18 protein-coding genes, 1 rRNA gene, 1 pseudogene and 1 riboswitch are annotated in these 20,218 nt (G+C 69.0%); of the genes and pseudogenes, 16 read left to right on the forward strand and 4 right to left on the reverse strand.

The features are described from left to right. The first annotated feature begins 219 nt into the window (after positions 1-219). From rrf to ABZ382_RS19825, 5 genes are all read left to right on the forward strand, one after another. Positions 220-336: ribosomal RNA gene (rrf, locus tag ABZ382_RS19805) — 5S ribosomal RNA — on the forward strand. A gap of 159 nt (positions 337-495) precedes the next feature. After that, positions 496-843: a YrdB family protein gene (locus ABZ382_RS19810; RefSeq protein ID WP_357090758.1), complete on the forward strand. Its 348-nt coding sequence runs from the start codon at positions 496-498 to the stop codon at positions 841-843. A gap of 175 nt (positions 844-1,018) precedes the next feature. Continuing rightward, on the forward strand, positions 1,019-3,046 hold the full coding sequence (gene fusA / locus ABZ382_RS19815) for an elongation factor G (RefSeq protein WP_357090760.1): 2,028 nt from the start codon (positions 1,019-1,021) through the stop codon (positions 3,044-3,046). Between the two features lie 143 nt (positions 3,047-3,189). Next, positions 3,190-3,615, forward strand: coding sequence for an SRPBCC family protein (locus tag ABZ382_RS19820; RefSeq protein ID WP_357090762.1), 426 nt, complete (start codon positions 3,190-3,192; stop codon positions 3,613-3,615). After that, positions 3,608-4,045, forward strand: coding sequence for a MarR family transcriptional regulator (locus ABZ382_RS19825; RefSeq protein ID WP_357090764.1), 438 nt, complete (start codon positions 3,608-3,610; stop codon positions 4,043-4,045). Before ABZ382_RS19820 ends, ABZ382_RS19825 begins: the two co-directional genes overlap by 8 nt. Before the next feature lie 14 nt (positions 4,046-4,059). On the opposite strand, the gene ABZ382_RS19830 is transcribed toward ABZ382_RS19825, so the two are convergent. Further along, the gene (locus ABZ382_RS19830; protein ID WP_357091332.1) at positions 4,060-4,887 is read right to left on the reverse strand and encodes a GNAT family N-acetyltransferase; all 828 of its coding nucleotides are present in this window, start codon (positions 4,885-4,887) and stop codon (positions 4,060-4,062) included. 175 nt (positions 4,888-5,062) lie between these two features. Between ABZ382_RS19830 and ABZ382_RS19835 the strand changes: the two genes are divergently transcribed. The 10 genes from ABZ382_RS19835 (at position 5,063) to ABZ382_RS19880 (ending at position 15,052) form a co-directional block, all read left to right on the forward strand. Further along, on the forward strand, positions 5,063-5,698 hold the full coding sequence (locus ABZ382_RS19835; RefSeq protein WP_357090766.1) for an HAD family hydrolase: 636 nt from the start codon (positions 5,063-5,065) through the stop codon (positions 5,696-5,698). 154 nt (positions 5,699-5,852) lie between these two features. Further along, positions 5,853-5,971, forward strand: a riboswitch (SAM riboswitch). A 71-nt stretch (positions 5,972-6,042) separates the two neighbouring features. Then, the gene (locus ABZ382_RS19840; RefSeq protein ID WP_357090768.1) at positions 6,043-7,203 is read left to right on the forward strand and encodes an ABC transporter substrate-binding protein; all 1,161 of its coding nucleotides are present in this window, start codon (positions 6,043-6,045) and stop codon (positions 7,201-7,203) included. After that, positions 7,204-9,057 carry an ABC transporter permease gene (locus tag ABZ382_RS19845; protein WP_357090770.1) on the forward strand — a complete coding sequence of 618 codons (1,854 nt, stop codon included), beginning with the start codon at positions 7,204-7,206 and terminating at the stop codon, positions 9,055-9,057. Positions 9,058-9,082: 25 nt separating this feature from the next. Next, positions 9,083-9,922 (forward strand): ABC transporter ATP-binding protein, encoded by an 840-nt coding sequence (locus ABZ382_RS19850; protein WP_357090772.1) that lies wholly within the window; start codon positions 9,083-9,085, stop codon positions 9,920-9,922. Continuing rightward, positions 9,915-10,664, forward strand: a complete 750-nt coding sequence (locus ABZ382_RS19855) for an ABC transporter ATP-binding protein (protein ID WP_357090774.1) — start codon at positions 9,915-9,917, stop codon at positions 10,662-10,664. Before ABZ382_RS19850 ends, ABZ382_RS19855 begins: the two co-directional genes overlap by 8 nt. After that, positions 10,661-11,677 (forward strand): putative FMN-dependent luciferase-like monooxygenase, encoded by a 1,017-nt coding sequence (locus tag ABZ382_RS19860; protein ID WP_357090776.1) that lies wholly within the window; start codon positions 10,661-10,663, stop codon positions 11,675-11,677. The genes ABZ382_RS19855 and ABZ382_RS19860 overlap by 4 nt, the downstream gene beginning before the upstream one ends. After that, entirely contained in the window at positions 11,674-12,186 is a 513-nt protein-coding gene (locus tag ABZ382_RS19865; RefSeq protein ID WP_357090778.1) for a hypothetical protein, read from the forward strand. The genes ABZ382_RS19860 and ABZ382_RS19865 overlap by 4 nt, the downstream gene beginning before the upstream one ends. Next, positions 12,179-12,787 (forward strand): peroxidase-related enzyme, encoded by a 609-nt coding sequence (locus ABZ382_RS19870; RefSeq protein WP_357090780.1) that lies wholly within the window; start codon positions 12,179-12,181, stop codon positions 12,785-12,787. The genes ABZ382_RS19865 and ABZ382_RS19870 overlap by 8 nt, the downstream gene beginning before the upstream one ends. A gap of 690 nt (positions 12,788-13,477) precedes the next feature. Continuing rightward, positions 13,478-14,110, forward strand: coding sequence for a TetR/AcrR family transcriptional regulator (locus tag ABZ382_RS19875; RefSeq protein ID WP_357090781.1), 633 nt, complete (start codon positions 13,478-13,480; stop codon positions 14,108-14,110). A gap of 99 nt (positions 14,111-14,209) precedes the next feature. Next, entirely contained in the window at positions 14,210-15,052 is an 843-nt protein-coding gene (locus ABZ382_RS19880) for an alpha/beta fold hydrolase (protein WP_357091334.1), read from the forward strand. A 21-nt stretch (positions 15,053-15,073) separates the two neighbouring features. Here ABZ382_RS19880 and aspA read toward each other — a convergent pair whose 3' ends face one another. The 3 genes and pseudogenes from aspA to ABZ382_RS19895 all read right to left on the reverse strand — a co-directional run bounded on the left by aspA (position 15,074) and on the right by ABZ382_RS19895 (position 19,081). After that, positions 15,074-16,531, reverse strand: a complete 1,458-nt coding sequence (aspA, locus tag ABZ382_RS19885) for an aspartate ammonia-lyase (protein WP_357091336.1) — start codon at positions 16,529-16,531, stop codon at positions 15,074-15,076. Between the two features lie 78 nt (positions 16,532-16,609). Then, positions 16,610-16,972: pseudogene (locus tag ABZ382_RS19890) on the reverse strand (cyclic nucleotide-binding domain-containing protein); the annotation flags it as partial. 39 nt (positions 16,973-17,011) lie between these two features. Continuing rightward, complete coding sequence (locus ABZ382_RS19895; protein ID WP_357090783.1) at positions 17,012-19,081, reverse strand: prolyl oligopeptidase family serine peptidase; 2,070 nt, start codon at positions 19,079-19,081, stop codon at positions 17,012-17,014. Positions 19,082-19,199: 118 nt separating this feature from the next. On the opposite strand from ABZ382_RS19895, the gene ABZ382_RS19900 reads away from it, so the two are divergent. Continuing rightward, positions 19,200-20,204 carry a membrane dipeptidase gene (locus ABZ382_RS19900; RefSeq protein ID WP_357090785.1) on the forward strand — a complete coding sequence of 335 codons (1,005 nt, stop codon included), beginning with the start codon at positions 19,200-19,202 and terminating at the stop codon, positions 20,202-20,204. Positions 20,205-20,218 lie beyond the last annotated feature (14 nt).

Below are 20,218 nucleotides of genomic sequence, written 5' to 3' on the forward strand. Positions count from 1 at the left end.
GTCTGGTAACAGATGTAGGTGACTGGTACTAATAGGCCGAGGACTTACCAACAAAGAAGCTACGCGTCCACTGTGCAGTATCTGAAACAACACACGACCGTGTGTTGGAGAAGGATTTTCTAGGGGGCTTCCCCCTAGGACCCCCGATCGTCGGGGTGTTCGAGGGGTTGCCCCTCGGAATTCGTCTCTGGCACATGGAATGTGACAGTTTCATAGAGTTACGGCGGCTATAGCGGTGGGGAAACGCCCGGTCCCATTCCGAACCCGGAAGCTAAGGCCACCTGCGCCGATGGTACTGCACTCGACAGGGTGTGGGAGAGTAGGACACCGCCGGAACATCATTCGCGAAGGCCCCCAGCATCTGCTGGGGGCCTTTGGCGTATCTATGGACCGTTCAGCTACTTGTGAGAGCAGTGCTCTTGACTCGGGTCACTGAATCGGTGATCATTGGTCGAAACAGAGAGCACTGATCTCGGAAATGATCTCGGAGTAGGTATGATCGCCACCGTTTGGTCCACCCTGAACTTCACCCTCGCCTTCGTCGCCGAGCTGGTCGCCGTTGGCGCACTGGCCTATTGGGGCGTCCGTACGGGCCGGAGTCGCACTGCGAAGATCCTCCGGGGTGTCGGGATGGCTGTCGCCGCCATGGTGCTGTGGGGACTGTTCGCGGCACCGGAGGCGAGCTTCTCGGTGCCGGCGGCCGCGGTGGCTACCAAAGTGCTGGTCTTCGGTGGCGCGGCCGCCGGGCTCTGGCAGCTGGGGCATCGGAAGGTCGCGGTGGCCTTTCCGCTGGTGGTGATCGCGAATCTGGCGGTGATCCACTTCGGGCATCTGTCGATGTGAAGCCCGACGTGAAAATTGAGGCGACACAAGGGGTGTCGGGTGGATACGGTCGCAGCATGATTTCTTTGCCGACTCGGTGTCGGCTGCGCGGCCGTATCGAGTAGCCCGGGAGCGGTGTCTCCGTCCGGGGGAATCGCGCTGTTCTTTTCCTGATCAGCACGAAGGACTGAAGACCGTGCGTACCAACATTTCTCGACCCGACCTGGCCGTTGTTCGCAATCTGGGGATTCTCGCGCACGTGGACGCGGGCAAGACCACGGTGACCGAGCGGATGCTGTTCATCACCGGGAGCATCCACAAGCGTGGCGAGGTGCACGACGGGACGACCGTCACCGATTTCGATCCGCAGGAGCGGGATCGGGGGATCACCATCTTCGCGGCGGCCGTGAGCTGTGAGTGGGCCGGGCATCGGTTCACTGTCATCGATACGCCGGGGCACGTGGACTTCTCCGATGAGGTCGAGCGGTCGCTGCGGGTGCTGGACGGCGCCGTCGCGGTGTTCGATGCCGTGGCGGGCGTCGAGCCGCAGAGTGAGTCGGTGTGGCGGCGGGCGGACCGGTACGGGGTGCCTCGGATCGCGTTCGTCAACAAGATGGATCGGGCCGGGGCGGACCTGGCGGCCGCGGTGGCCTCGATTCGGGAACGGCTGCATCCGGTTCCGTTGCTCGTGCAGGTGCCGGTGTACTCCGGTGAAGTGTTCACCGGTGTGGTGGACCTGGTCGGGCTGCGTGCGCTCACCTGGGCGCACGGGTTCGCGGAGACGGCGATCCCGGACGACCTTTCGGATGCGGTGGCGCGGGCGCGCAAGGCGCTGGAAGAGGTCGTGGCCGAGCGGAGTCCGGTGGCGCTCGAGGAGTTCGTCGAGCGCTCCGCGCTGTCCTCGGACGTCTTGGCCGCCGCGTTGCGGGAGCTGACGCTCTCCGGCGAGGTGGTGCCGGTGCTGTGTGGTGCGGCGTACCGCGATATCGGCATCGAGCCGCTGCTCGACGCCGTGGCCGCCTACCTGCCGTCGCCGCTGGATCGGCCGGCGGTGGGTGACGGTGCGGGCGCGCGGGCCGCGGATCCGGCGGAACCGCTGGCGGCGTTGGCGTTCAAGGTGCATGCCACGCCGACGGGCCGGCTGACGTTCGTCCGCGTCTACTCGGGTGTCCTCCGCAAGGGCGACACCGTGCTGGACGCGGGTAGTGGTCGGCGCGAGCGGGTTTCGCGCATCCTGCGGGTGCAGGCGGACCGGCACGCGGAGGTGGAGTCCGCGCCCGCGGGCGACATCGTCGCGCTGGTCGGTCCGAAGGCCGTGCGGGTGGGCGCGACGCTGTGCGCTCCGGAGGCCCCGGTGCTGCTGGAGCCGCCGGCTCCGACCGAGCCGGTGGTTTCGGTGGCGGTGGAGGCGCGGACCGGCGCCGAGGCCGAGAAGCTGGCGGTGGCGCTGGCTCGGCTGGCCGAGGAGGATCCGTCGCTGACGGTGCGGACCGATCCGGAGTCGGGGCAGACGCTGCTGGCGGGGCTGGGCGAACTGCACCTGGAGGTCGTGGTGGAGAAGCTGCGCCGCGACCGCGGGCTGAGCGTGACGGTCGGTCGGCCGCAGGTGGCGTACCGGGAGACCGTGGTGCGCGGCGTGCGGGGCTTCACCTACCGGCACGCCAAGCAGGACGGCGGTTCGGGGCAGTGGGCGCACATCGTGTTCGACGTGCGGCCGCTGCGCGAATCCGAGCCCGGCGCCACGGGTTTCGAGTTCGAGTCCACGGTGGTGGGCGGCCGGGTGCCGGCGGAGTTCGTGCGCGCGGTCGAGGCCGGATGCCGGGACGCTCTGGCGGAGGGCCCGCTGGCGGGCCATCCGGTGACGGGTCTGCGGGTCACGCTCACCGACGGCGCGACGCACTCCAAGGATTCGTCGGACCTGGCGTTCCGCACCGCGGGCCGCCTGGGGCTGCGGGAAGCCCTGCGTGCCAGTGCCATGGCGGTACTGGAGCCGCTGGTGGAACTCACCGCCACGGTGCCGGAGGACCATGTGGGCGCGGTGCTCGGTGATCTCGCCGCCCGGCGGGGCCGGGTGACGGGGTCGGTGACCCGCACCGGCACGGTGGTCGTGACTGCCACGGTGCCGCTGGCCGAATTGTTCGGCTACGCAACGCGTTTGCGGAGTCGGACGCAGGGCCGGGGCACGTTCACGACGCGCCCGCTCGGTTACGCGCCGGTCCCGTAGCGATCGGACGCCCGGTGGCGGCGGCAGATGTGTCGCCGTCATCGGGCCCGTCCATCGGTCGTGGGTCGATGGCAGGGGTTGATTGTTGTCGCGACGACAGTTACTGTTGTCGCAACAACAGATTTCCCCGATTGGAGACGGCGATGATGTACTCGTTCACCGAAGAGGCCGTGATCACCGGCGAGCTGGACCGCATCTGGGCGGTCGCCACCGATGTCGACCGCTGGTCGGAATGGGACCCGCACGAGGAGAAGTCCCGCATCGACGGCGAGTTCGCGGCCGGGACCAAGGGCTGGGTGAAGCCCAAGGGCGCCCCGGCCGGGCCGTTCACTATCGTGGCCGTGGAGCCGGGACAGTCGTGGACCAGTGAGGCGGGCATCCCGTTCGGGAAGCTGCGCGGTCACCGCACCTACGTTCCGCTCGGCGACGGCCGCGTGCGGGTGGCCGAGCACGTCGAGGTGCACGGGCCGATGGGCCCGCTGTTCAAGCTCGTCTGGGAGAAGGGCATGCGCGCGGACATGCCGCTGACCTTCGCCGCATTGGAACAGGAGGCACGACGACGTGGCTGAACCACGAGGACCGCTCATGAGTCCGGGCTTCTGGCTGCATCACGCCGCCCTGGAGTGGCGGGCGACGCTGGAACGCAATCTGCGTCCGCTCGGGCTCACGCCGACCCAGTTCAATCTGCTGGCCTCGGCGGGCTGGCTGGGCCGGTCGGGTGAGCTGCCGACCCAGCAGCAGGTGGCGGACATGTCGGGTGCGGATCGGATGATGGCGTCCAAGGTGATTCGCGGCCTGGAGGAGCGGGGGCTGCTGGCGCGACGGGCCGATCCCGCCGATGCCCGCGCGCTGCGGGTCGAGATCACCGCCGAGGGCAGGGAATTGGCGAGCCGGGCGGTGCGGATCGCCGTCGACACCGATGAGCAGCTCTTCGGCGGCGAGGGCGATGTGCTGCGCGAGCAGCTGAAACCCATTGCCGCGCACCGGCTGCCCGGCTGACCGGGAAACCTCGATCAGGCTTTGACCAGGATGGCCCGCGTATAGAGCAGGCTGAACCCTTGCCGTTGCACGTTCTGCTGCGATTTCGATCCGGGTTGAGTGGTCACCACCGCGATATCGCAGCCCGCGGCGGTGGCCTCGGCCAGCCGGACGGACAGCAGCGACGACTGCACGCCGTGCCGCCGATGCGCGGGATGGGTTGCCGCGCCGGTGAGTTGGGCGACACCGCCGGACATGCGCAGACTCGCGCCGCCCGCGATGTGCCCGTCGCGCCGCGCCAGGTAGCGGCGCACGCCCGCACCGCCGGTGAGATCGCGGACGGCGCGGCCGATCACCTCGGCCGGGAATTCCTCGTGCGAGGCCACACCCTGCCCGTCCGGATGTGCGAAACCCACAGCGACCACGTCCAACCACGGGTCGAATTCGTCCTCGCCGCTGGGCTTCACCTCGACACCCTCGGCGACGACGGCATCGCGCGGGCCGCCGAGCTCGAGCCCGAGCACGTTCTCGAACGACACCAGTCGATACCCGCGGGCGGTGAGCAGTTCGCCGACGCCGGGATCACCGAGTTGGGATACCTCGGCCTGCACCGGGCATTTGCGCTCGGCGAACCGCCGCTCGATCACGTCGAGTTCCGCCGCGTCGGGAACGCCCGCGAAGCCGAGCCCGGCGACCTTGTTCAGCGGTGAATCGTTCTCGGCGAAGGACGCCACACCACCCGCGAGCGGGATCGCGAAACCGGCGTCCGCGCCGAGCCGGGCCGCGGCCGCCGCGCTGCCGGTGGCGATCAGCTCGACTTCGACCCGTTCGATGCGTTCGGCCAGTTCGGTTCCGCAGAACAAGGTTCCCTGAGGACTCGGCATGGATGCGAGCGTAGGTCGCGGCGCTGCGGCCCGGCCAGCGATTATCGGTGCGCGTCGCCGGGGATGCGCGGTCCGGTGGGCACGGCGCGGCGGCGCTGCCGCCCAGGGGTGGTCGCGGCGTGGACGCGGTTTCGGCGGGCCGTAGGGTCGGGGTGTGGCTGTTGATCATTCGCGGGGTGTGTCCGGTGGGCTCGTGGTCGGATTCGACCTGGATATGACGCTGATCGATTCGCGGCCGGGGATCGCCGCGGTGTGGGACGCGGTGGCCGCCAGGACCGGGGTGGCGATCGATTCGGAGCTGGTGGTGTCGCGGCTGGGTCCGCCGCTGGCGCACGAGGCGGCGCAGTGGTTCCCGGAGCACGAGGTGCCGGGTGTGGTGGCCATGTACCGGGAGATGTATCCGGAGTTGGCGGTGCACGCGTCGGACCATCTGCCCGGCGTGGTGGACGCGCTGGCGGCGGTGCACGAGGCCGGGGGCCGGGTGCTGGTGATCACCGCGAAGAACGGGCCGCACGCGCAGCTGCATCTGGATCATCTGGGGCTGGCGGTCGACGAACTGGTCGGCGGGGCGTGGGCGGAGGAGAAGGGGGAGGTGCTGCTCGAGCGCGGCGCCTCGATCTATGTGGGTGATCATCTCGGTGATGTGCGCGCGGCCAAGGTGGCCGATGCGACCTCGGTGGCGGTGACGACCGGACCGTACGCGGCCGAGGAGTTGTCGGCGGCCGGCGCGGACGTGGTGCTGCGGGATCTGACCGAGTTCCCGGCCTGGCTGACCGCGCATCTGACATAGGGGTGAGCGGCGGCATCGGCGGGGGCGATGCGGCCGCGGGCGCAATTCGCGGGGGCGACAGGGGATTTCCCGGCGGCGGGGCCGGGCGGCGTTTGGCATCAGGGTGATTCGAACGGTGTCGGCCGCCGGTTGTCACGGCTACCTTTCTGGACACGGTCACGAGTATCAGCGTTTTTCGAGCCCCGGCTCGCTGATCGGCAACCCTCGCGTGGGCGGTGGGGTGCCCCGGGTGACGACCAGGCGCTGCCCGACCGGGTAGCGCAAGCGCCAGGACCGCGCATTCCTCTGTCGCGGTCGTGTCTCCCTGCCCGGCCGTGTGCCGGTGCGCGAATGTTGAGGTAGCTATGAGCAGGATCTTGTCCCGGTCGCGTGGTCTCCGGGTGGCGGTGGGTGTCGGAGCGGCGGCGTTGGTCGCGAGTCTGGCGGCGGCCTGCGGTAGCGAATCGTCCGGAAGCAGTTCGGACACCGTGTATTTCGGGGTGTCGGGACCGAGGACGGGCAATTCCGCCGAGTACGGGCGGCTCTGGCAGCAGGGGTTCGACCTGGCGCTCGACGAGATCAATGCCGCGGGCGGGATCAATGGCAAGAAGGTGGCGCTGAAGTGGGAGGATTCGCAGTCGGATCCGAAGCAGACGGTGCCGATCGCGACCAAGTTCGTGGGTGATCAGTCGATCATCGCGGAGCTGGGCGACTTCTCGTCGCCCGCGTCGATCGCGGCGTCGCCGGTGTACAACCGGGGCAAGCTGGTGCAGTACGGGTTCACCAACTCCGCGGTGGATTTCACCAAGGCGGGGGACTACTCGTGGAGTCCGTCCATCACCCTGGACGTGTACCAGGAGCGCAATGCCGAGTGGGTGCGGTCCAAGGCGAAGAAGGTCTCGGTCGTCTACCTCGAAACAGACTGGGGTAAGCAGGCTTTCAAGTACTTCGAGCAGTTCGCCAAGGAGAAGGGCATCGAGATCGCCTATTCCTCGGCGATTCTGCCGGATTCGCAGGACTTCCGGCCGGTCCTGATCAAGGGCCGCGACGCCAACCCGGAGGCCTTCGTGCATCTGGGGTACGGACCGGACGGTGCGCTGGTGGCCAAGCAGCTGCGGGATGTCGGGTTCACCGGGCAGTTCTTCGGCGGGCAGAACACGCCGCAGTTCATCGAGCTGGCGGGCGCCGCGGCCGAGGGCGACATCGTGAACGGCGTGTTCACGCCGTCGGATCCGAGCCCGAAGGTGCAGGACTTCGTCACCAAGTTCCGGGCCAAGTTCAATACCGACCCGGGCGATTTCAATGTGTACGCCTATGACGCGCTCAACGCGGTGGTGAAGGCCGCCAAGGCGGGCGGCGCCACTCGGGAGGGCGTGCTGAAGGGACTGCGCGAGGTCAAGGACTTCGACGGAATCGGCTTGGGCACCTTCGCCTTCGATCAGCAGACGCGCCGCCCCAACGGGGTGAAGCCGATCGAGCTGATTCTGCAGAACGGCAAGTTCGTGCCGGTCGGAAGCAAGAATTAGATGTTCGACACGCTCATCGCGGGTCTGGTCCACGGCAATGCGTACGCGCTGATCGCCGTGGGCATCACCCTGATCTTCGGGGTCAGCAATGTCATCAATTTCGCGCACGGCGCGATCTTCGCGTTCGGTTCGGTGCTGGGCTGGTGGCTGATCGCCCAGCACGGGGTGCCGTGGTGGGCGGCGCTGGTCGTGGTGGTGGCGGTGACGGCGCTGGTCGGCGTGGCCATCGACGTGCTGGCGGTGCGGCCGCTGCGCCGCGCCCCGGCCATCGCGGCGCTGCTGGCGACGGTGGCGGTGGGGCTCATCATCGAGAACGTGGTGGCCCTGGTGTTCGGGCCGGACACCCGGCCGTTCCCACAGGTATTGTCCACCAACAACTTCCAGGTGGGCGGGGTGCGGTTCGGCACCTCGGACGTGGTCATGTTCGCCATCACCCTGCTGGTGATGGGCGGGCTGTGGGCATTCCTGCGGTTCAGCCGGCACGGGCTGGCGATCCGCGCGACCGCGCAGGATCCGGATGCCGCCGCGCAGATGGGGATCGGGGTCGGGCGGGTGCAGTCGCTGGCCTTCGCCATCGCCTCCGGGCTGGGCGGGCTGGCGGGCATCTTCGTCGGCCTCTACAACTCGAACATCTCGCCCACCAGCGGCGGCGTCGTCGGCATGACCGGTTTCGTGGCGGCCACCATCGGCGGGCTCGGGTCGATTCCGGGCGCGGTGCTCGGCGGTTTCGTGCTCGGCCTGGTGGAGGCGTTCGGCATCTACTGGTTCGGGGACGGCTACCGGGATCTGATCACGTTCGGGCTGCTGGTGATCTTCCTGGTGCTGCGGCCCGGCGGCCTGCTGGCCCGGCCGCCCGCCATCGAATCCGAGCCCATGACCGGGACGTTCCTCGGCGCGGGCCGGGAGTTGCCGGTGCGCTGGTGGCACGCGCTGCTCGCGTTCGGTGTCGCGGGCGTGGCGATTCCGCTGATCGCCGACGACTACGGCATTTCGGTGGGCACCCAGATCCTGGCGTACGCGATCATCGCGGTGTCGATGACGCTGGTGGCCGGATCGGCCGGGCAGCTGGCCATCGGTCAGGCCGGGCCGATCGCGATCGGCGCGTACACCTCGGCGGTGCTGACCGTGTCGCACGGCTGGGCGTTCCTGCCCGCCATCGTGGCGGCGGGTGTGGTGGCGGCCGTGGTGTCCTCGGTGCTGGCCGCGCCGCTGTGGCGGCTGGGCGGGCACTACGTGGCGATCGCGACGCTGGGTATCGGCATCGTCACGGTGGCGATCATCCGCAATTGGGAATCGGTGACGCGCGGAAGCTACGGCATCTTCGGAATTCCCGCGCCCAGCGTCTTCGGCTTCGAATTCACCACGCACACCGACATTTTCCGGCTGGAGCTGGTGGTGCTGGCCGCGGTGGTGGCGTTGATCGTCGGCGTGCAGCGGTCCCGGCTGGGGATCGCGATCCGCGCCATCGGGGCCGACGAGGTGGCGGCGCGATCGGCCGGGGTGCCGGTGCGCGACTACAAGGCGCTGGCGTTCGCGGTGGCGGCGTTCTGCTCCGGGATCGGCGGCGCGCTGCTGGCGCACCAGTACTCCTATATCGATCCGACCGTGTTCAACCTGCCGATGTCGCTGCTGGTGGTGACCATTCTGGTGCTCGGCGGCACCGCTTCGCCGTACGGCGCGGTGCTGGGCGCGGTGGTGCTGATCGGGGCGCCGGAGCTGCTGCGGCTGGCGCCGTCGTGGCGAATCGTGTTGTACGGCTTGGTGTTGTTGCTGGTGGTGCGGTTCCGGCCGCAGGGAATTCTGGTGAGGAGGGATCGTGTCCGCACAAGCGAACCGAGCCCGGTCGAAGCCTGAGATCGGAACGGAAGCGGTACTCACCGTGACCGGTCTGCGGCGCTCGTTCGGCGGGGTGCGGGCGGTGGACGGTGTCGAATTCACCATCGCCGCCGGCGAATTCGTGTCCATCATCGGGCCCAACGGCTCCGGGAAATCGACCACGGTGAATCTGATCTCCGGGGTGCTGAAGCCGGACGCTGGGGAGGTGCTGGTGCGCGGCAAGCGGATTCGGCCCGGTCGCCCCGAGGCGGCCGCGGCGGCCGGGATCGCCCGCACCTTCCAGAACGGGCGGGTCTTCGGCACCATGACCGTGCGCGAGAACGTGGACGTCGGGTTGCAGACCACCCTGCGCGCCACCCGCCCGCTGCGGCGGCTCGCGGACATCCCGGTGCTGAAGTGGGTGGCGCTGCTGGCCGAACTGGGTGTGGCGCTGGCGCCGACCCCGGCGGCGCGGGCCGAGCGCCGGGAATCGGCGGCCCGCATCGACGCCCAGCTGAACCGCTTCTCCGAGCGACTGGTCCCGCGGGCCGATCACCCCACCTACACGCTGTCCTACGCCAACCGTCGCCGCACCGAGATCGCGCGGGCGCTGGCCTCCGCGCCGGACCTGCTGCTGCTGGACGAACCCGCCGCCGGCATGAACCAGACCGAGACCGCCGAGATCGGCGCGCAGCTGGCCGAATTGAAGGCCCAGGGTCAGACGGTGCTGCTGGTCGAACACAAGATGGACCTGGTCCACGAGCTCTCCGACCGGGTGCTGGTGCTGGACGAGGGCCGGATCATCGCGTCGGGCACGCCCGACGAGGTGCTCTCCGATCCCCGCGTCATCGAGGCGTACCTGGGCCGCAGCCGGGCCGGGGGAAAGGTGGCCGTCGATGTCTGAGTTCGACGAGAACGCCACGCCGATCCTGGAATTCGATCGCGTGGTGGTGCATTACGGGGCGTCCCGCGCCCTCGACGAGGTGTCGCTGACGGTCCGCCCCGGTGAGATCGTGTCTCTGCTCGGCGGCAATGCCTCCGGCAAGTCGACCACCATGAAAACCGCGCTCGGACTGTTGCATCCGAGTTCCGGCGCGGTCCGCATCGACGGCGTCGACGTGAGCGCCACCCCCGCGGCGGCCCGGATCCGGGCGGGGCTGGCCTCGGTGCCGGAGGCGCGGCGCGTGTTCCCGGCCATGACCGTCGAGGAGAACCTCTTCGTCGGCGGCTACATCCGCAAGGAGCGGCGCGCGGTGCTGGCCGCGCGGGCCGCGGAGCTGTTCGAGTACTTCCCGCGGCTGGCCGAGCGCCGCCTGCAGCGGGCGGGCACCCTGTCCGGCGGGGAGCAGCAGATGCTGGCCTTCGCCCGCGCGCTCATGAGCAAACCCCGGCTGATCTGCATGGACGAGCCGACAATGGGACTGTCGCCGTTGTTCGTGGATCGGGTGCTGTCGGAGATCGCCCGGCTCAATCGGGAACTGGGCCTGGCCATCCTGATCGTGGAACAACAGGCGGAGCTGGCCCTGAGCATCGCGCACACCGCCAATGTGCTGCGCACCGGGCGGATCGTGCTGCACGGCCCGGCCGCGGACCTGGTCGGCGACCCGGCCGTCCGCGATGCCTACCTAGGAAAGGTGACGACATGACCGCGCGACGCCTGGGCTTTTTCACCCGCCTGGTCCGCACCGACCCGTCCGAGGCCGCGGCCGCCGTGTACCGGCAGGCCCTGGACCAGATCGAACTGGCCGAACGGCTCGGCTACGACACCGCCTGGGTGGCGCAACACCACCTGGATCCGGCGGAGGGCGGGCTGCCGTCGCCGTTCGTGTTCCTGGCGCACGCGGCCGCCCGGTTCCCGCGGATCCGGGTCGGGACCGCCATCGTGACGCTGGCGCTGGAGGACCCGATCCGGGTCGCCGAGGACGCGGCCGTCCTGGACGAGCTGTCGGGCGGGCGGCTGGAACTCGGCTTCGGCGCGGGCGGATCCCGGCACGCCTTCGAACTGTTCGAGGCGGCCGATCTCGACCGGCAGGGGCTGTACGCGGACAAGCTCGGCAAGGTCACCGCGGCGTTGGCGGGAACGCCGTTGATCGGGGATCGGGGGCTGAATCCGCCCGCGCCCGGACTGCGGGACCGGCTGTGGCAGGCCACCTTCTCGGCCGGAGGCGCGGCGCGCGCCGGGCGCGCGGGCGACGGATTGCTGCTGTCGAAGGCGCAGCCGCGGGATCCGGCCGCGCCCGCGGCCACCCTGTGGGAGATCCAGCAGCCGCTGGTCGACGCCTATCTCGACGCGCTGCCGCCGGGAGCGGAACCGCGAATCGGCGCGTCCCGGGGTGTTTTCGTGGCCGACGACCACGCCGAGGCCCGGGCTCTGGCCGAGCGCGGCGCGGCCCGGTTCCTCGATCAACTGGGTCGCAACGGCGGGCCGGAGGTGGCGGATTCGGTCGCCGAGGTGCTGCGCGACATCTATGTCGGCACGCCCGACGAGGTGGTGGAGCAGCTCGCCGCCGATGTGGCGCTGCGGCACGCCACCGACTTCATCGTGCAGGTCCACCCGGTCGATCCGGGTCACGCCGCCACCCTGCGCTCCATCGAACTCATCGCCACCAAGGTTGCCCCGCAACTGGGTTGGCGACCCGACGAAAGGATTTCCTCGTGACCGAAGCGACCGCCGCCGTCGAGGTGGCGTCACTCGCCCCGGCCGGACCCGAGACGGACCGGTCCGCCGATGTCATCGATGCCGTACTCGGCCCGCGTGCGGACGCGGTCCGGGGGCTGCGGGCGACACGCCCGGCGGTGATCGCGCATACGCAGGGGGTGTACGAGGCGTTGCTGGACGGTCCGGCGGCCGCGACGGTCGGGCGGGACCGGCTGGTCGCGGCGGCCGTGGCGGTGGCGGAGCTGGCGGGGGCGCCCGAGCTGGCGGCGCATTACGCGGGGCTGGGAACGGCTCCGGCCGAGGGGGATCCGGTGCTGGCCGCGATCCTGCGGCACGCCGCGCGGGTCACGACCGCGCCCGCCGCCATCACCCGCGCGGATATCGACGCCCTGGCCGCGACCGGGCTGTCCGAGCGCGACATCGTCACGGTGGCTCAGCTCATCGGATTCGTGCACTTCCAGGTCCGGCTGCTGGCCGGTCTCACACTGATCGGAGCGGAACATGAGTGAGCAGGCCGTCGGCGAGGTCCGCAGCGTCGAAAACGGACGCCGCCCAACGGGATTCACCCAGGATCAGCTGGACTGGGTGCCGTGGGTGGAACCCATCCGGCTGGCCGATGCCGATGAGTTGCAGAAACCCCTGCTGGAGGGCGATCGCGGGATCGGGCCGTACTTCCGGCTACTCGCTCGCAACCCGGAGGTGCTGGCGCATCGCAGTGGCAACGACAAAGAGATCTTCTACGGTCGAGGGGGATTGAACCGCGCCGAGCGCGAACTCGCGGCGACCGTTACCTCCCGGCACAACGGGTGCGAGTACTGCGCCTCCGTTCATTCACGTTTCACATCTGCGTTGTCCAAGCGGCCCGGGGATGTTCAGCGGTTGCTGGACGAAGGCAACGATGTGCGCATCGACGAAAGGTGGGACGCGGTCATCGATTTCGTGGACGCCCTCGCCGCCAACCCGCCCCGCGCCACCGCCGGCCATCTGAACCGCTTGCGGCAGTTGGGTTTCGACGCCTCGGAGCTGCATGATCTGGTGTTGTCGGCGGCCTCGTTCTCGTGGGCCAACCGCCTGATGCTCACCCTCGGGGAGCCGGAGGCGCCCGCGTAATCCAGTGCTCTGTCGGGTTGCTTCCGAAAAGTTCATCCGTCAGCTTCCCTTTGAGGGCATCGGCTCGGTATCGTCGCGATGGCAAACAGTCAGTGACAACACTGGCAATCGTTCGGATCGGAGCACCACCATGGCGAACTTCCTTTCGGATGTTCTTTCTCAGACCCTGTTCAAGCTGCTGGCTACCGGCTCCGCGAGCCTTTCTGCCAAGTAGCCACGCGAGCGCCATCTTTCGGCAACTGAACGGGTGCCGGAGCGATGCGGAAGGGCCCTCCCGCGGTTTCGGGGATCGGGCCCTTTTTTCGTGTCCGGATTATCCGGATGCGGCGTGGGTACTCCGCCCCTGCATCGGCTCCGGCGCTGGTCCGGCGGCGCGTCGTGAGGGGCGGTCAAATAAAACCTAAAAAGTTCCTCGAAAAGTATTCCGTCCAGTTGGCCTGCTCTGTATCGTGATGAACGGCAAACGATCAGTGACTTTCGGGTCAACGCGACATCGGCCCGCGAGTCTCTCCCCCCGGACCCGCGTACCGAACTTGGGACGGTTCCCCTGCCTATACCCACCGTCCCGGGTGCGTCGGGTGACCCGACGTTGCTGAGCCAACTTTCGGCTAACGCGCGGTAAGTCGAAGGTTCAAACGAAGGGCCCGATCCATGACGAGGGGATCGGGCCCTTCGGTATTGTCTGGCGCAATGTCACAGGAAACGAACGCGGGAAGAATGTACGCCGGGCAGCCCGTAGAAGACCGGCAGCGGCAGCGTCGTGCGCGTTTTCTGGAGTCCGGGCTCACGGTGTTCGCGCGCGATGGATACGCCAATAGTTCCGTCGGAGCCATCTGCAAGGACGCCGGACTCTCCTCCAGACAGTTCTACGAGGAGTTCACCGGTCGCGAATCGCTGTTGCTCGAGCTCTACGAGCACATCGATCGCGAGTCGCGGGAAGCCGTGGCGGCCACCATCGCCGAGCACTCCGACGCCAGCGCCATCGACATCATCGACGCGGCGGTCCGCGCCTACATCGAGTCCATCGGACGAGATCCGCGCAAGGCCAGAGTCGCGCTCGTCGAGGTCGTCGGCGCGGGCCCCAAGGTGGAGAAGTTCCGCCTGGAGCTGCGCCGCGCCTGGGGCGCCCTGCTGGCCAGCGCCGCCGAGGACGCGGCCCTGCACGGCGAGATCCCGCCCGGCGACTACGAAATGCGCGTGCTCGCCATCATCGGCGCGGTGAACTACGTGGTCGACGCCTGGAGCGGCTCGGATCCGCGTCAGCCGCTCGACGACGTCATCCAGGTGCTGCGCCGCATCATCATGGGCGCGGTCAGCGCCTGACCCGAAAACCCACCTTCCGACGCTCTTTCGCGCCCGTCCGCCTCGCGGACGGGCGCGAACTTTACGGGTAGCGTGCCGATCATGGAGGCTGCGCCGAACATGGAGACGGTGCCGATCCAGCTGCCCGACGGGACCACGATCCCGGTGCGGCTGATTCCGGCGAAGGGCTCGCACCGGCATCCGATCACCGCCGACACGCCGCGACCGGTGGTGGTGATCGCCCCCGGCCTCGGCGTACCGGGGGAGTACTACTCGCTGTTCGGAATGCCGTTGGCGGCCCGGGGTTTCGATGTGGCGCTGCTGGAGATCCGCGGCAACGGCGGCGGACCCGCGACCGCACCGTCCCGCTACGGCTATCAGGACCTGGTGGCGGTGGACTTCCCGGCCATGTTCGAGGCCGTGCGCCTGCGCTTCCCCGACAGCACCCCGTACCTGCTCGGCCACAGCATGGGCGGCCAGCTGGGCGCCATGTACGCCTCCCGGATCCGGGGGCGGCTGGGCGGGCTCATCCTCATCGCGTCCGGCACACCGCATTTCCGCGGGTACTCCGGGCTGGCCGCGGTCGGCAGCGCGGCGCTGTCGCTGACCGCCAATCTGGCCGGGTTCTGGCCGGGCGACACGGTCACGGCGGGAGGCTTCGGACGGCAGTCCAAGGCGCTCATCGCCGATTGGGCGCGACTGGCCCGCACCGGCAGGTTCGAACCCGCCGGAGCCGATATCGACTACGAGGAGCGGATCGGGCGGCTGAAACTGCCGGTCCTGTCGATCACCATGACCGGCGACGAGCTGACCCCGCGCGGATCGGCCCGGCAGCTGCTCGCGAAAATGCCGCAGGCCGACATCACCACCTGGCACAACCCGGCCCCGCTCGGGCACAACGGCTGGATCAGCGACCCCGGCTCCACCATCGACTACGTCGAAAAATGGCTGCGGGACCGCTGATTCGACCGCGGCTCGGGGCGCTCAGAGCGGCCACGAGCGCGGCGCGGTCATCTTCTCGGGGCTGAGCAGGTCGTCGAGTTCGGCCTTGGTCAGGGCCCCGCGCTCGAGCACCAGGTCGTAGACACTGCCGCCGGACTCGAGGGCCTCCTTGGCGATGGCCGCCGACTGCTCGTAGCCCAGTGTCGGCACCAGCGCGGTCACCAGTCCGATGCTGTGCGCCACCAGATCCCGGCAGTGCTCCCGGTTGGCGGTGATGCCGGTGATACAGCGGCTGGTCAGGGTGACCGCGGCATTGCGCAGCATCATGGTGCCCATCATGAGGTCGTGGGCCATGATCGGCTCGGCCATATTGAGTTCCAGCTGGCTGGCCTCGGCGGCCATGGTGACCGTCATGTCGTAGCCGATGAGCTGGAAACAGACCTGGCTGACCACCTCCGGGATGACCGGGTTGACCTTGCCCGGCATGATCGACGAACCCGGTTGCATGGCGGGCAGATTGATCTCGCCCAGGCCCGCGCGCGGACCGCTGGACAGCAACCGCAGATCGTTGCAGATCTTGGACAGCTGCACCGCGGCGCGTTTGAGGGTGGCCGACACCGCCACGAAATCGCCGGAATCCTGCGTGGCCTCGACCAGGTTCTCCGCCTGCACGATGGGCAATCCGGTTATTTCCGCGAGCTTGACGGTGACCAGGTCCGCGTAGCCGGGCGGGCTGGTGATGCCGGTGCCGATGGCGGTCCCGCCCATGTTCACCGCGAGCAGGTCCCCGCCGATGCGCCGCAGATGGTTGACGGCCTCGCCGATCATGACCGCGTACGCGCCGAACTCCTGGCCCAGGGTCATGGGGACCGCGTCCTGCAGCTGGGTGCGGCCCATCTTGATGACGTCGGCGAATTCGACGGCCTTGGCGCGCAGCGCGTTCTGCAATTCCACCAGCGCCGCGGAGGCATCCTGCAGGGACAGGTAGACGCCCAGCTTCACCGAGGTGGGGTAGACGTCATTGGTGGACTGCGAGCGGTTCACGTCGTCGTTGGGGTGCAGGTACTGGTATTCGCCCTTACGGTGGCCCATGAGCTCCAGGCCGCGGTTGGCGATCACCTCGTTGGCGTTCATGTTGGTGGAGGTGCCCGCGCCGCCCTGCACCATGTCGACGATGAAGTTCTCGCGCAGATGACCGGTGAGCAGTTCGTCGCAGGCGGCGACGATGGCGTCGGCCTTGGGCTGGGCGAGCGAGCCGAGTTCCGCGTTGGCCAGGGCCGCAGCCTTTTTCACGTGGGCCAGGGCATTGACCAGGTGGCCGAACTTGCGCAGTTTGATGCCGGAGATCTGGAAGTTCTCCACCGCGCGCAGGGTCTGCACCCCGTAGTACGCCTCGGCCGGCAGTTCCCGGGTGCCGAGCGAATCGTGTTCGGTGCGAATGCCGCCCAGCGGCCGCTGGGCCGCGATGGCGGCCGACAGCTGGGCCGAGACCGCGCGCATGCGGTGTGCGACCAGCTGGGCGACCCGGGACACCATGCGGTAGTAGCGATCCGGGTGCAGGACGGCCAGTTCCCGCAGGGTCGCCCGGGGCACGGTGAGCACGACCGCGCCGGTGACGCTGCGCCCGGTGGCGGTGTGGGGCGTGTCGTCGACCAGCGCGATCTCCGAGATCAGGCTGCCGGGGCCGAGCAGGGCGAGCTCGATCACGTGGCCGGTGAGGCCGGAGGTGATCCGGATCTCGCCCTCCACCACGATGCCCGCCCACTCGCGCGGCGTGGATTCGTGGAACAGCACCGCTCCGGCCGGGTATTCACGCCGCTCGGCGGTGGCGGCGAAGGCGCGGACGTCCTCCGGATCGAGTCCGGTGGCCGCGGCGGTGCTCTTGATCAGCTCGTCCAGTTCGGCCACGTCGACTCCTCGCTCGGTGGGGACGCCCCACATCGGCAACCGAGTCCGATCTTTCCGAAACGGGCGGATCTTTCAAGCGCGACGCGGCCGTTCCCCGTCCATCAGTTGCTGCAGGAAGAACTCGTAGACCAGCGCGGCCTGGAACGCGGACTGCTTGTTGTCCGCCGCGCCGCCGTGGCCGCCCTCGATGTTCTCGTAGTACCAGACCTCGTGACCCTCGGATGCCAAGCGCGCGGCCATCTTCCGGGCGTGCCCGGGGTGCACCCGGTCGTCGCGGGTGGAGGTGGCGAGCAGGATCGGCGGATAGGTCCGCTCGGCGCTGGTGTTCTGATACGGCGAGTACTTCGAGATGTACTCCCACTCCTCGGGCTTGTCCGGGTCGCCGTACTCGGCCATCCAGGACGCGCCCGCCAGCAGCAGGTGGTAGCGCCGCATGTCCAGCAGCGGCACCTGGCACACGATGGCCCCGAACAGCTCCGGGTAGCGGGTCAGCATGACGCCCATGAGCAGGCCGCCGTTGCTGCCGCCCACCGCGCCCAGCTGGTCGTGGGTGGTGATGCCGCGCGCCACCAGGTCGCGCGCGATGGCCGCGAAATCCTCGTAGGCCTTGTGCCGGTTGGCCTTCAGCACCGAGGTGTGCCATTCGGGGCCGTATTCGCCGCCGCCGCGGATATTGGTCATGACGTAGGTGCCGCCGCGTTCCAGCCAGCCCATGCCGACCGCGCCGCTGTAGGCCGGGCGGCGCGAGACCTCGAAGCCGCCGTAGCCGGACATGACGGTCGGGCCGGGGGTGCCCCGCAGATCACGGTGGCGGATCACGAAATACGGGATCTCGGTGCCGTCGTCGGAACGCGCGAAGAACTGCTCGGTCTCCATGCCGTCGGCGTCGAAGAACGCGGGCTCCTGCTTCAGCACCTCCACCGATCCGCCCACCGAACTCGACATGAGCGTGGCCGGGCTGGTGAAACTGCTGGTGGAGAGCATGAATTCGTCGCCGCCCTCGAGCCGGTCGAGGTTCATCACGCTGGTGGTGGACATGGCCGGGGCATCGGCCAGCGGCGCGCGGGCCCAGCCGTCCGGGCCGGGGGTGAGCACGTGCAGTTCGGTCTGCACGTCGTGCAGGGTGGCCAGCAGCAGGTGGTTCTCGGTCCAGCTGTAGCCGTGCAGGGCGGTGTGCGGATCCGGGGTGAAGAGCACCTCGAAATCGCGTGCGCCGGACAGGAAGTCCTCGAAGTTCGCGGCCAGCAGGGCGCCCGCCGGATAGGTCGAGCCGTTCACCTCCCACGGCGTCTTCGGCCGCACCAGCAGCCACTCCTTGTTCCAGGAGACGTCGGCGTCGGTGGGGGCCTCGATCAGCCGCAGGGTGTCGTCGGACTCGAGCAGGTAGACCTCTTCGTTGAAGAAGTCGGTGGCGCGGCTCAGGTAGTGCCGTTCGTAGCCGGGCGTGCGGTCGTAGCCCGCGGAGACGGCCACGTCGGTGGACCGGCCCTCGTACACGAATTCGGCCTCGGCCAGGGGGGTTCCGCGCCGCCAGCGCTTCACCACCCGGGGGTAGCCGGAGTCGGTGAGGGAACCGGGGCCGAAGTCCGTGCCCACGTAGATGGTGTCGTGATCGATCCAGGCGTAGTCGGACTTGGCCTCGGGTAGGTGGAAGCCGCCGTCCGCCGGGTCGAGGAAAGTCTTTGCCTCGATGTCGAATTCACGGATCACCTTGGCGTCCGCGCCGCCGCGCGACAGGCTGATCAGCGCGCGCCGCTGTTCCGGGCGCTTCACCGCCGCGCCGCCCCACACCCAGTTCTCGCCCTCGGCCGCAGCCAGCGCGTCCAGGTCGATGAGGATCTCCCAGTCCGGCTCGGCCTTGGCGTATTCGGCGAAGGTGGTGCGCCGCCACAGGCCCTTGGGGTGCTCACGGTCGCGCCAGTAGTTGTAGAGCCACGGGCCGCGCCGGCTCGGATAGGCGATGCGGGTGTCGGTGTCGAGCATGGCGAGCACACGCGCCTCGAGTTCGCCGAAACGCGCGGTCGAGGCGAAACGCTCCTTCGACACCGCGTTCCGTTCCTCGGCCCACGCCAGCGCGCGGTCGCTCTCGACTTCTTCGAGCCACAGGTAGGGGTCCGTCACACCCTCTCCAACACCGGTCATGCCCACATTGTTGCCCAGGGGCGCGTTCGCCGGTCGCGAACGTGTTGCCGACCACGGTGGCGATGACAGTCGGGCGCGGGTGGCGCCGACCGCACCGTCCGGTCAGTAGGATTGCCGGGTGTCGCATGAGCCCCGGCTGTGGGAACAGCACTGCTGCCTGCCATTACTGCCGACCGCGGACGTCACCGAGCTGCTTCGGTACCCGCTGGGCTCGTATCTCTCGGTGAACATCGGATATTCGCCGCAGACCACTCGCGACTCGCTGGAACTGGTCACCCAGCTGCGGCGGGATGCCTTGACCGACAGCCGTTTCCGGCTGGTGCACGACATCGAGGACGCCTGGCCAGGCACGCCGACCGCGGAGACCGAGTCCACCATCGCGCTGGCCTTCGATCTCGAGGACGCCGGGCCGCTGGACGGCGATCTCGACAATGTCGAGCTGTTCCACGAACTGGGCCTGCGCTCCCTGCTGCCCACCTACAACCACGCCAATGCCGCCGGCTGCGGCTGCCTCGACACCGAGGACACCGGGCTCACCGCCTACGGGCGCGACCTGATCCGCACCCTCAACGAGGTGGGCGTGTTCGCCGACGGGTCGCACTGCTCGCGGCGCACCGGCCTCGACATCGCGGAGGTCACCGGCGTCCCGATGATCTACAGCCACTCGAATTTCGCGGCGCTGTGGGAGCATCCGCGCAATATCGCCGACGAGCAGGCCAAGGCGTGCGCGGCCACCGGCGGGGTGATCGGGATCAACGGGGTCGGCATCTTCCTGGGCCGCAACGAGCCCGCCGACCGGGCCGGGCGGGTGGAGGCCATGGCCGACCACATCGCCTATGGGGCGGAACTGGTCGGTATCGAGCACGTCGGGGTGGGCTCGGACTACTCCTTCGACGCCGACGATTTCAATCGGGAGCTGGCCGAGAATCCGGAGCGCTATTCCGAGGAGTACCTCCGCTACGGCCAATTGCAGTGGACGCCACCGGAAGATCTGCTCGGCAGCACTCCGGGGGTGCGCGGCCTGGACGCGGCGCTCGCCGACCGCGGCTTCTCCGCGGCGGACCGGGCGGCCGTCTTCGGCGGCAACTTCGCGCGCGTCGCCCGGCAGGTGTGGCGCGGCTGATTCCGCCTGCGTAG

This window comes from Nocardia sp. NPDC005825, assembly GCF_040630175.1.
Taxonomy (GTDB): Bacteria; Actinomycetota; Actinomycetes; order Mycobacteriales; family Mycobacteriaceae; genus Nocardia.

Excerpts from the sequence above, each read along its gene's own strand:
- ABZ382_RS19895 (WP_357090783.1), bottom strand. The coding sequence starts at position 19,081 with ATGACCGGTGTTGGAGAGGGTGTGACGGACCCCTACCTGTGGCTCGAA.
- aspA (WP_357091336.1), bottom strand. The coding sequence starts at position 16,531 with ATGCGCGCGGTCTCGGCCCAGCTGTCGGCCGCCATCGCGGCCCAGCGG.
- ABZ382_RS19840 (WP_357090768.1), top strand. The coding sequence starts at position 6,043 with ATGAGCAGGATCTTGTCCCGGTCGCGTGGTCTCCGGGTGGCGGTGGGT.
- ABZ382_RS19845 (WP_357090770.1), top strand. The coding sequence starts at position 7,204 with ATGTTCGACACGCTCATCGCGGGTCTGGTCCACGGCAATGCGTACGCG.
- ABZ382_RS19810 (WP_357090758.1), top strand. The coding sequence starts at position 496 with ATGATCGCCACCGTTTGGTCCACCCTGAACTTCACCCTCGCCTTCGTC.
- ABZ382_RS19860 (WP_357090776.1), top strand. The coding sequence starts at position 10,661 with ATGACCGCGCGACGCCTGGGCTTTTTCACCCGCCTGGTCCGCACCGAC.
- ABZ382_RS19880 (WP_357091334.1), top strand. The coding sequence starts at position 14,210 with ATGGAGACGGTGCCGATCCAGCTGCCCGACGGGACCACGATCCCGGTG.
- ABZ382_RS19855 (WP_357090774.1), top strand. The coding sequence starts at position 9,915 with ATGTCTGAGTTCGACGAGAACGCCACGCCGATCCTGGAATTCGATCGC.
- ABZ382_RS19875 (WP_357090781.1), top strand. The coding sequence starts at position 13,478 with ATGTCACAGGAAACGAACGCGGGAAGAATGTACGCCGGGCAGCCCGTA.
- ABZ382_RS19870 (WP_357090780.1), top strand. The coding sequence starts at position 12,179 with ATGAGTGAGCAGGCCGTCGGCGAGGTCCGCAGCGTCGAAAACGGACGC.
- ABZ382_RS19820 (WP_357090762.1), top strand. The coding sequence starts at position 3,190 with ATGATGTACTCGTTCACCGAAGAGGCCGTGATCACCGGCGAGCTGGAC.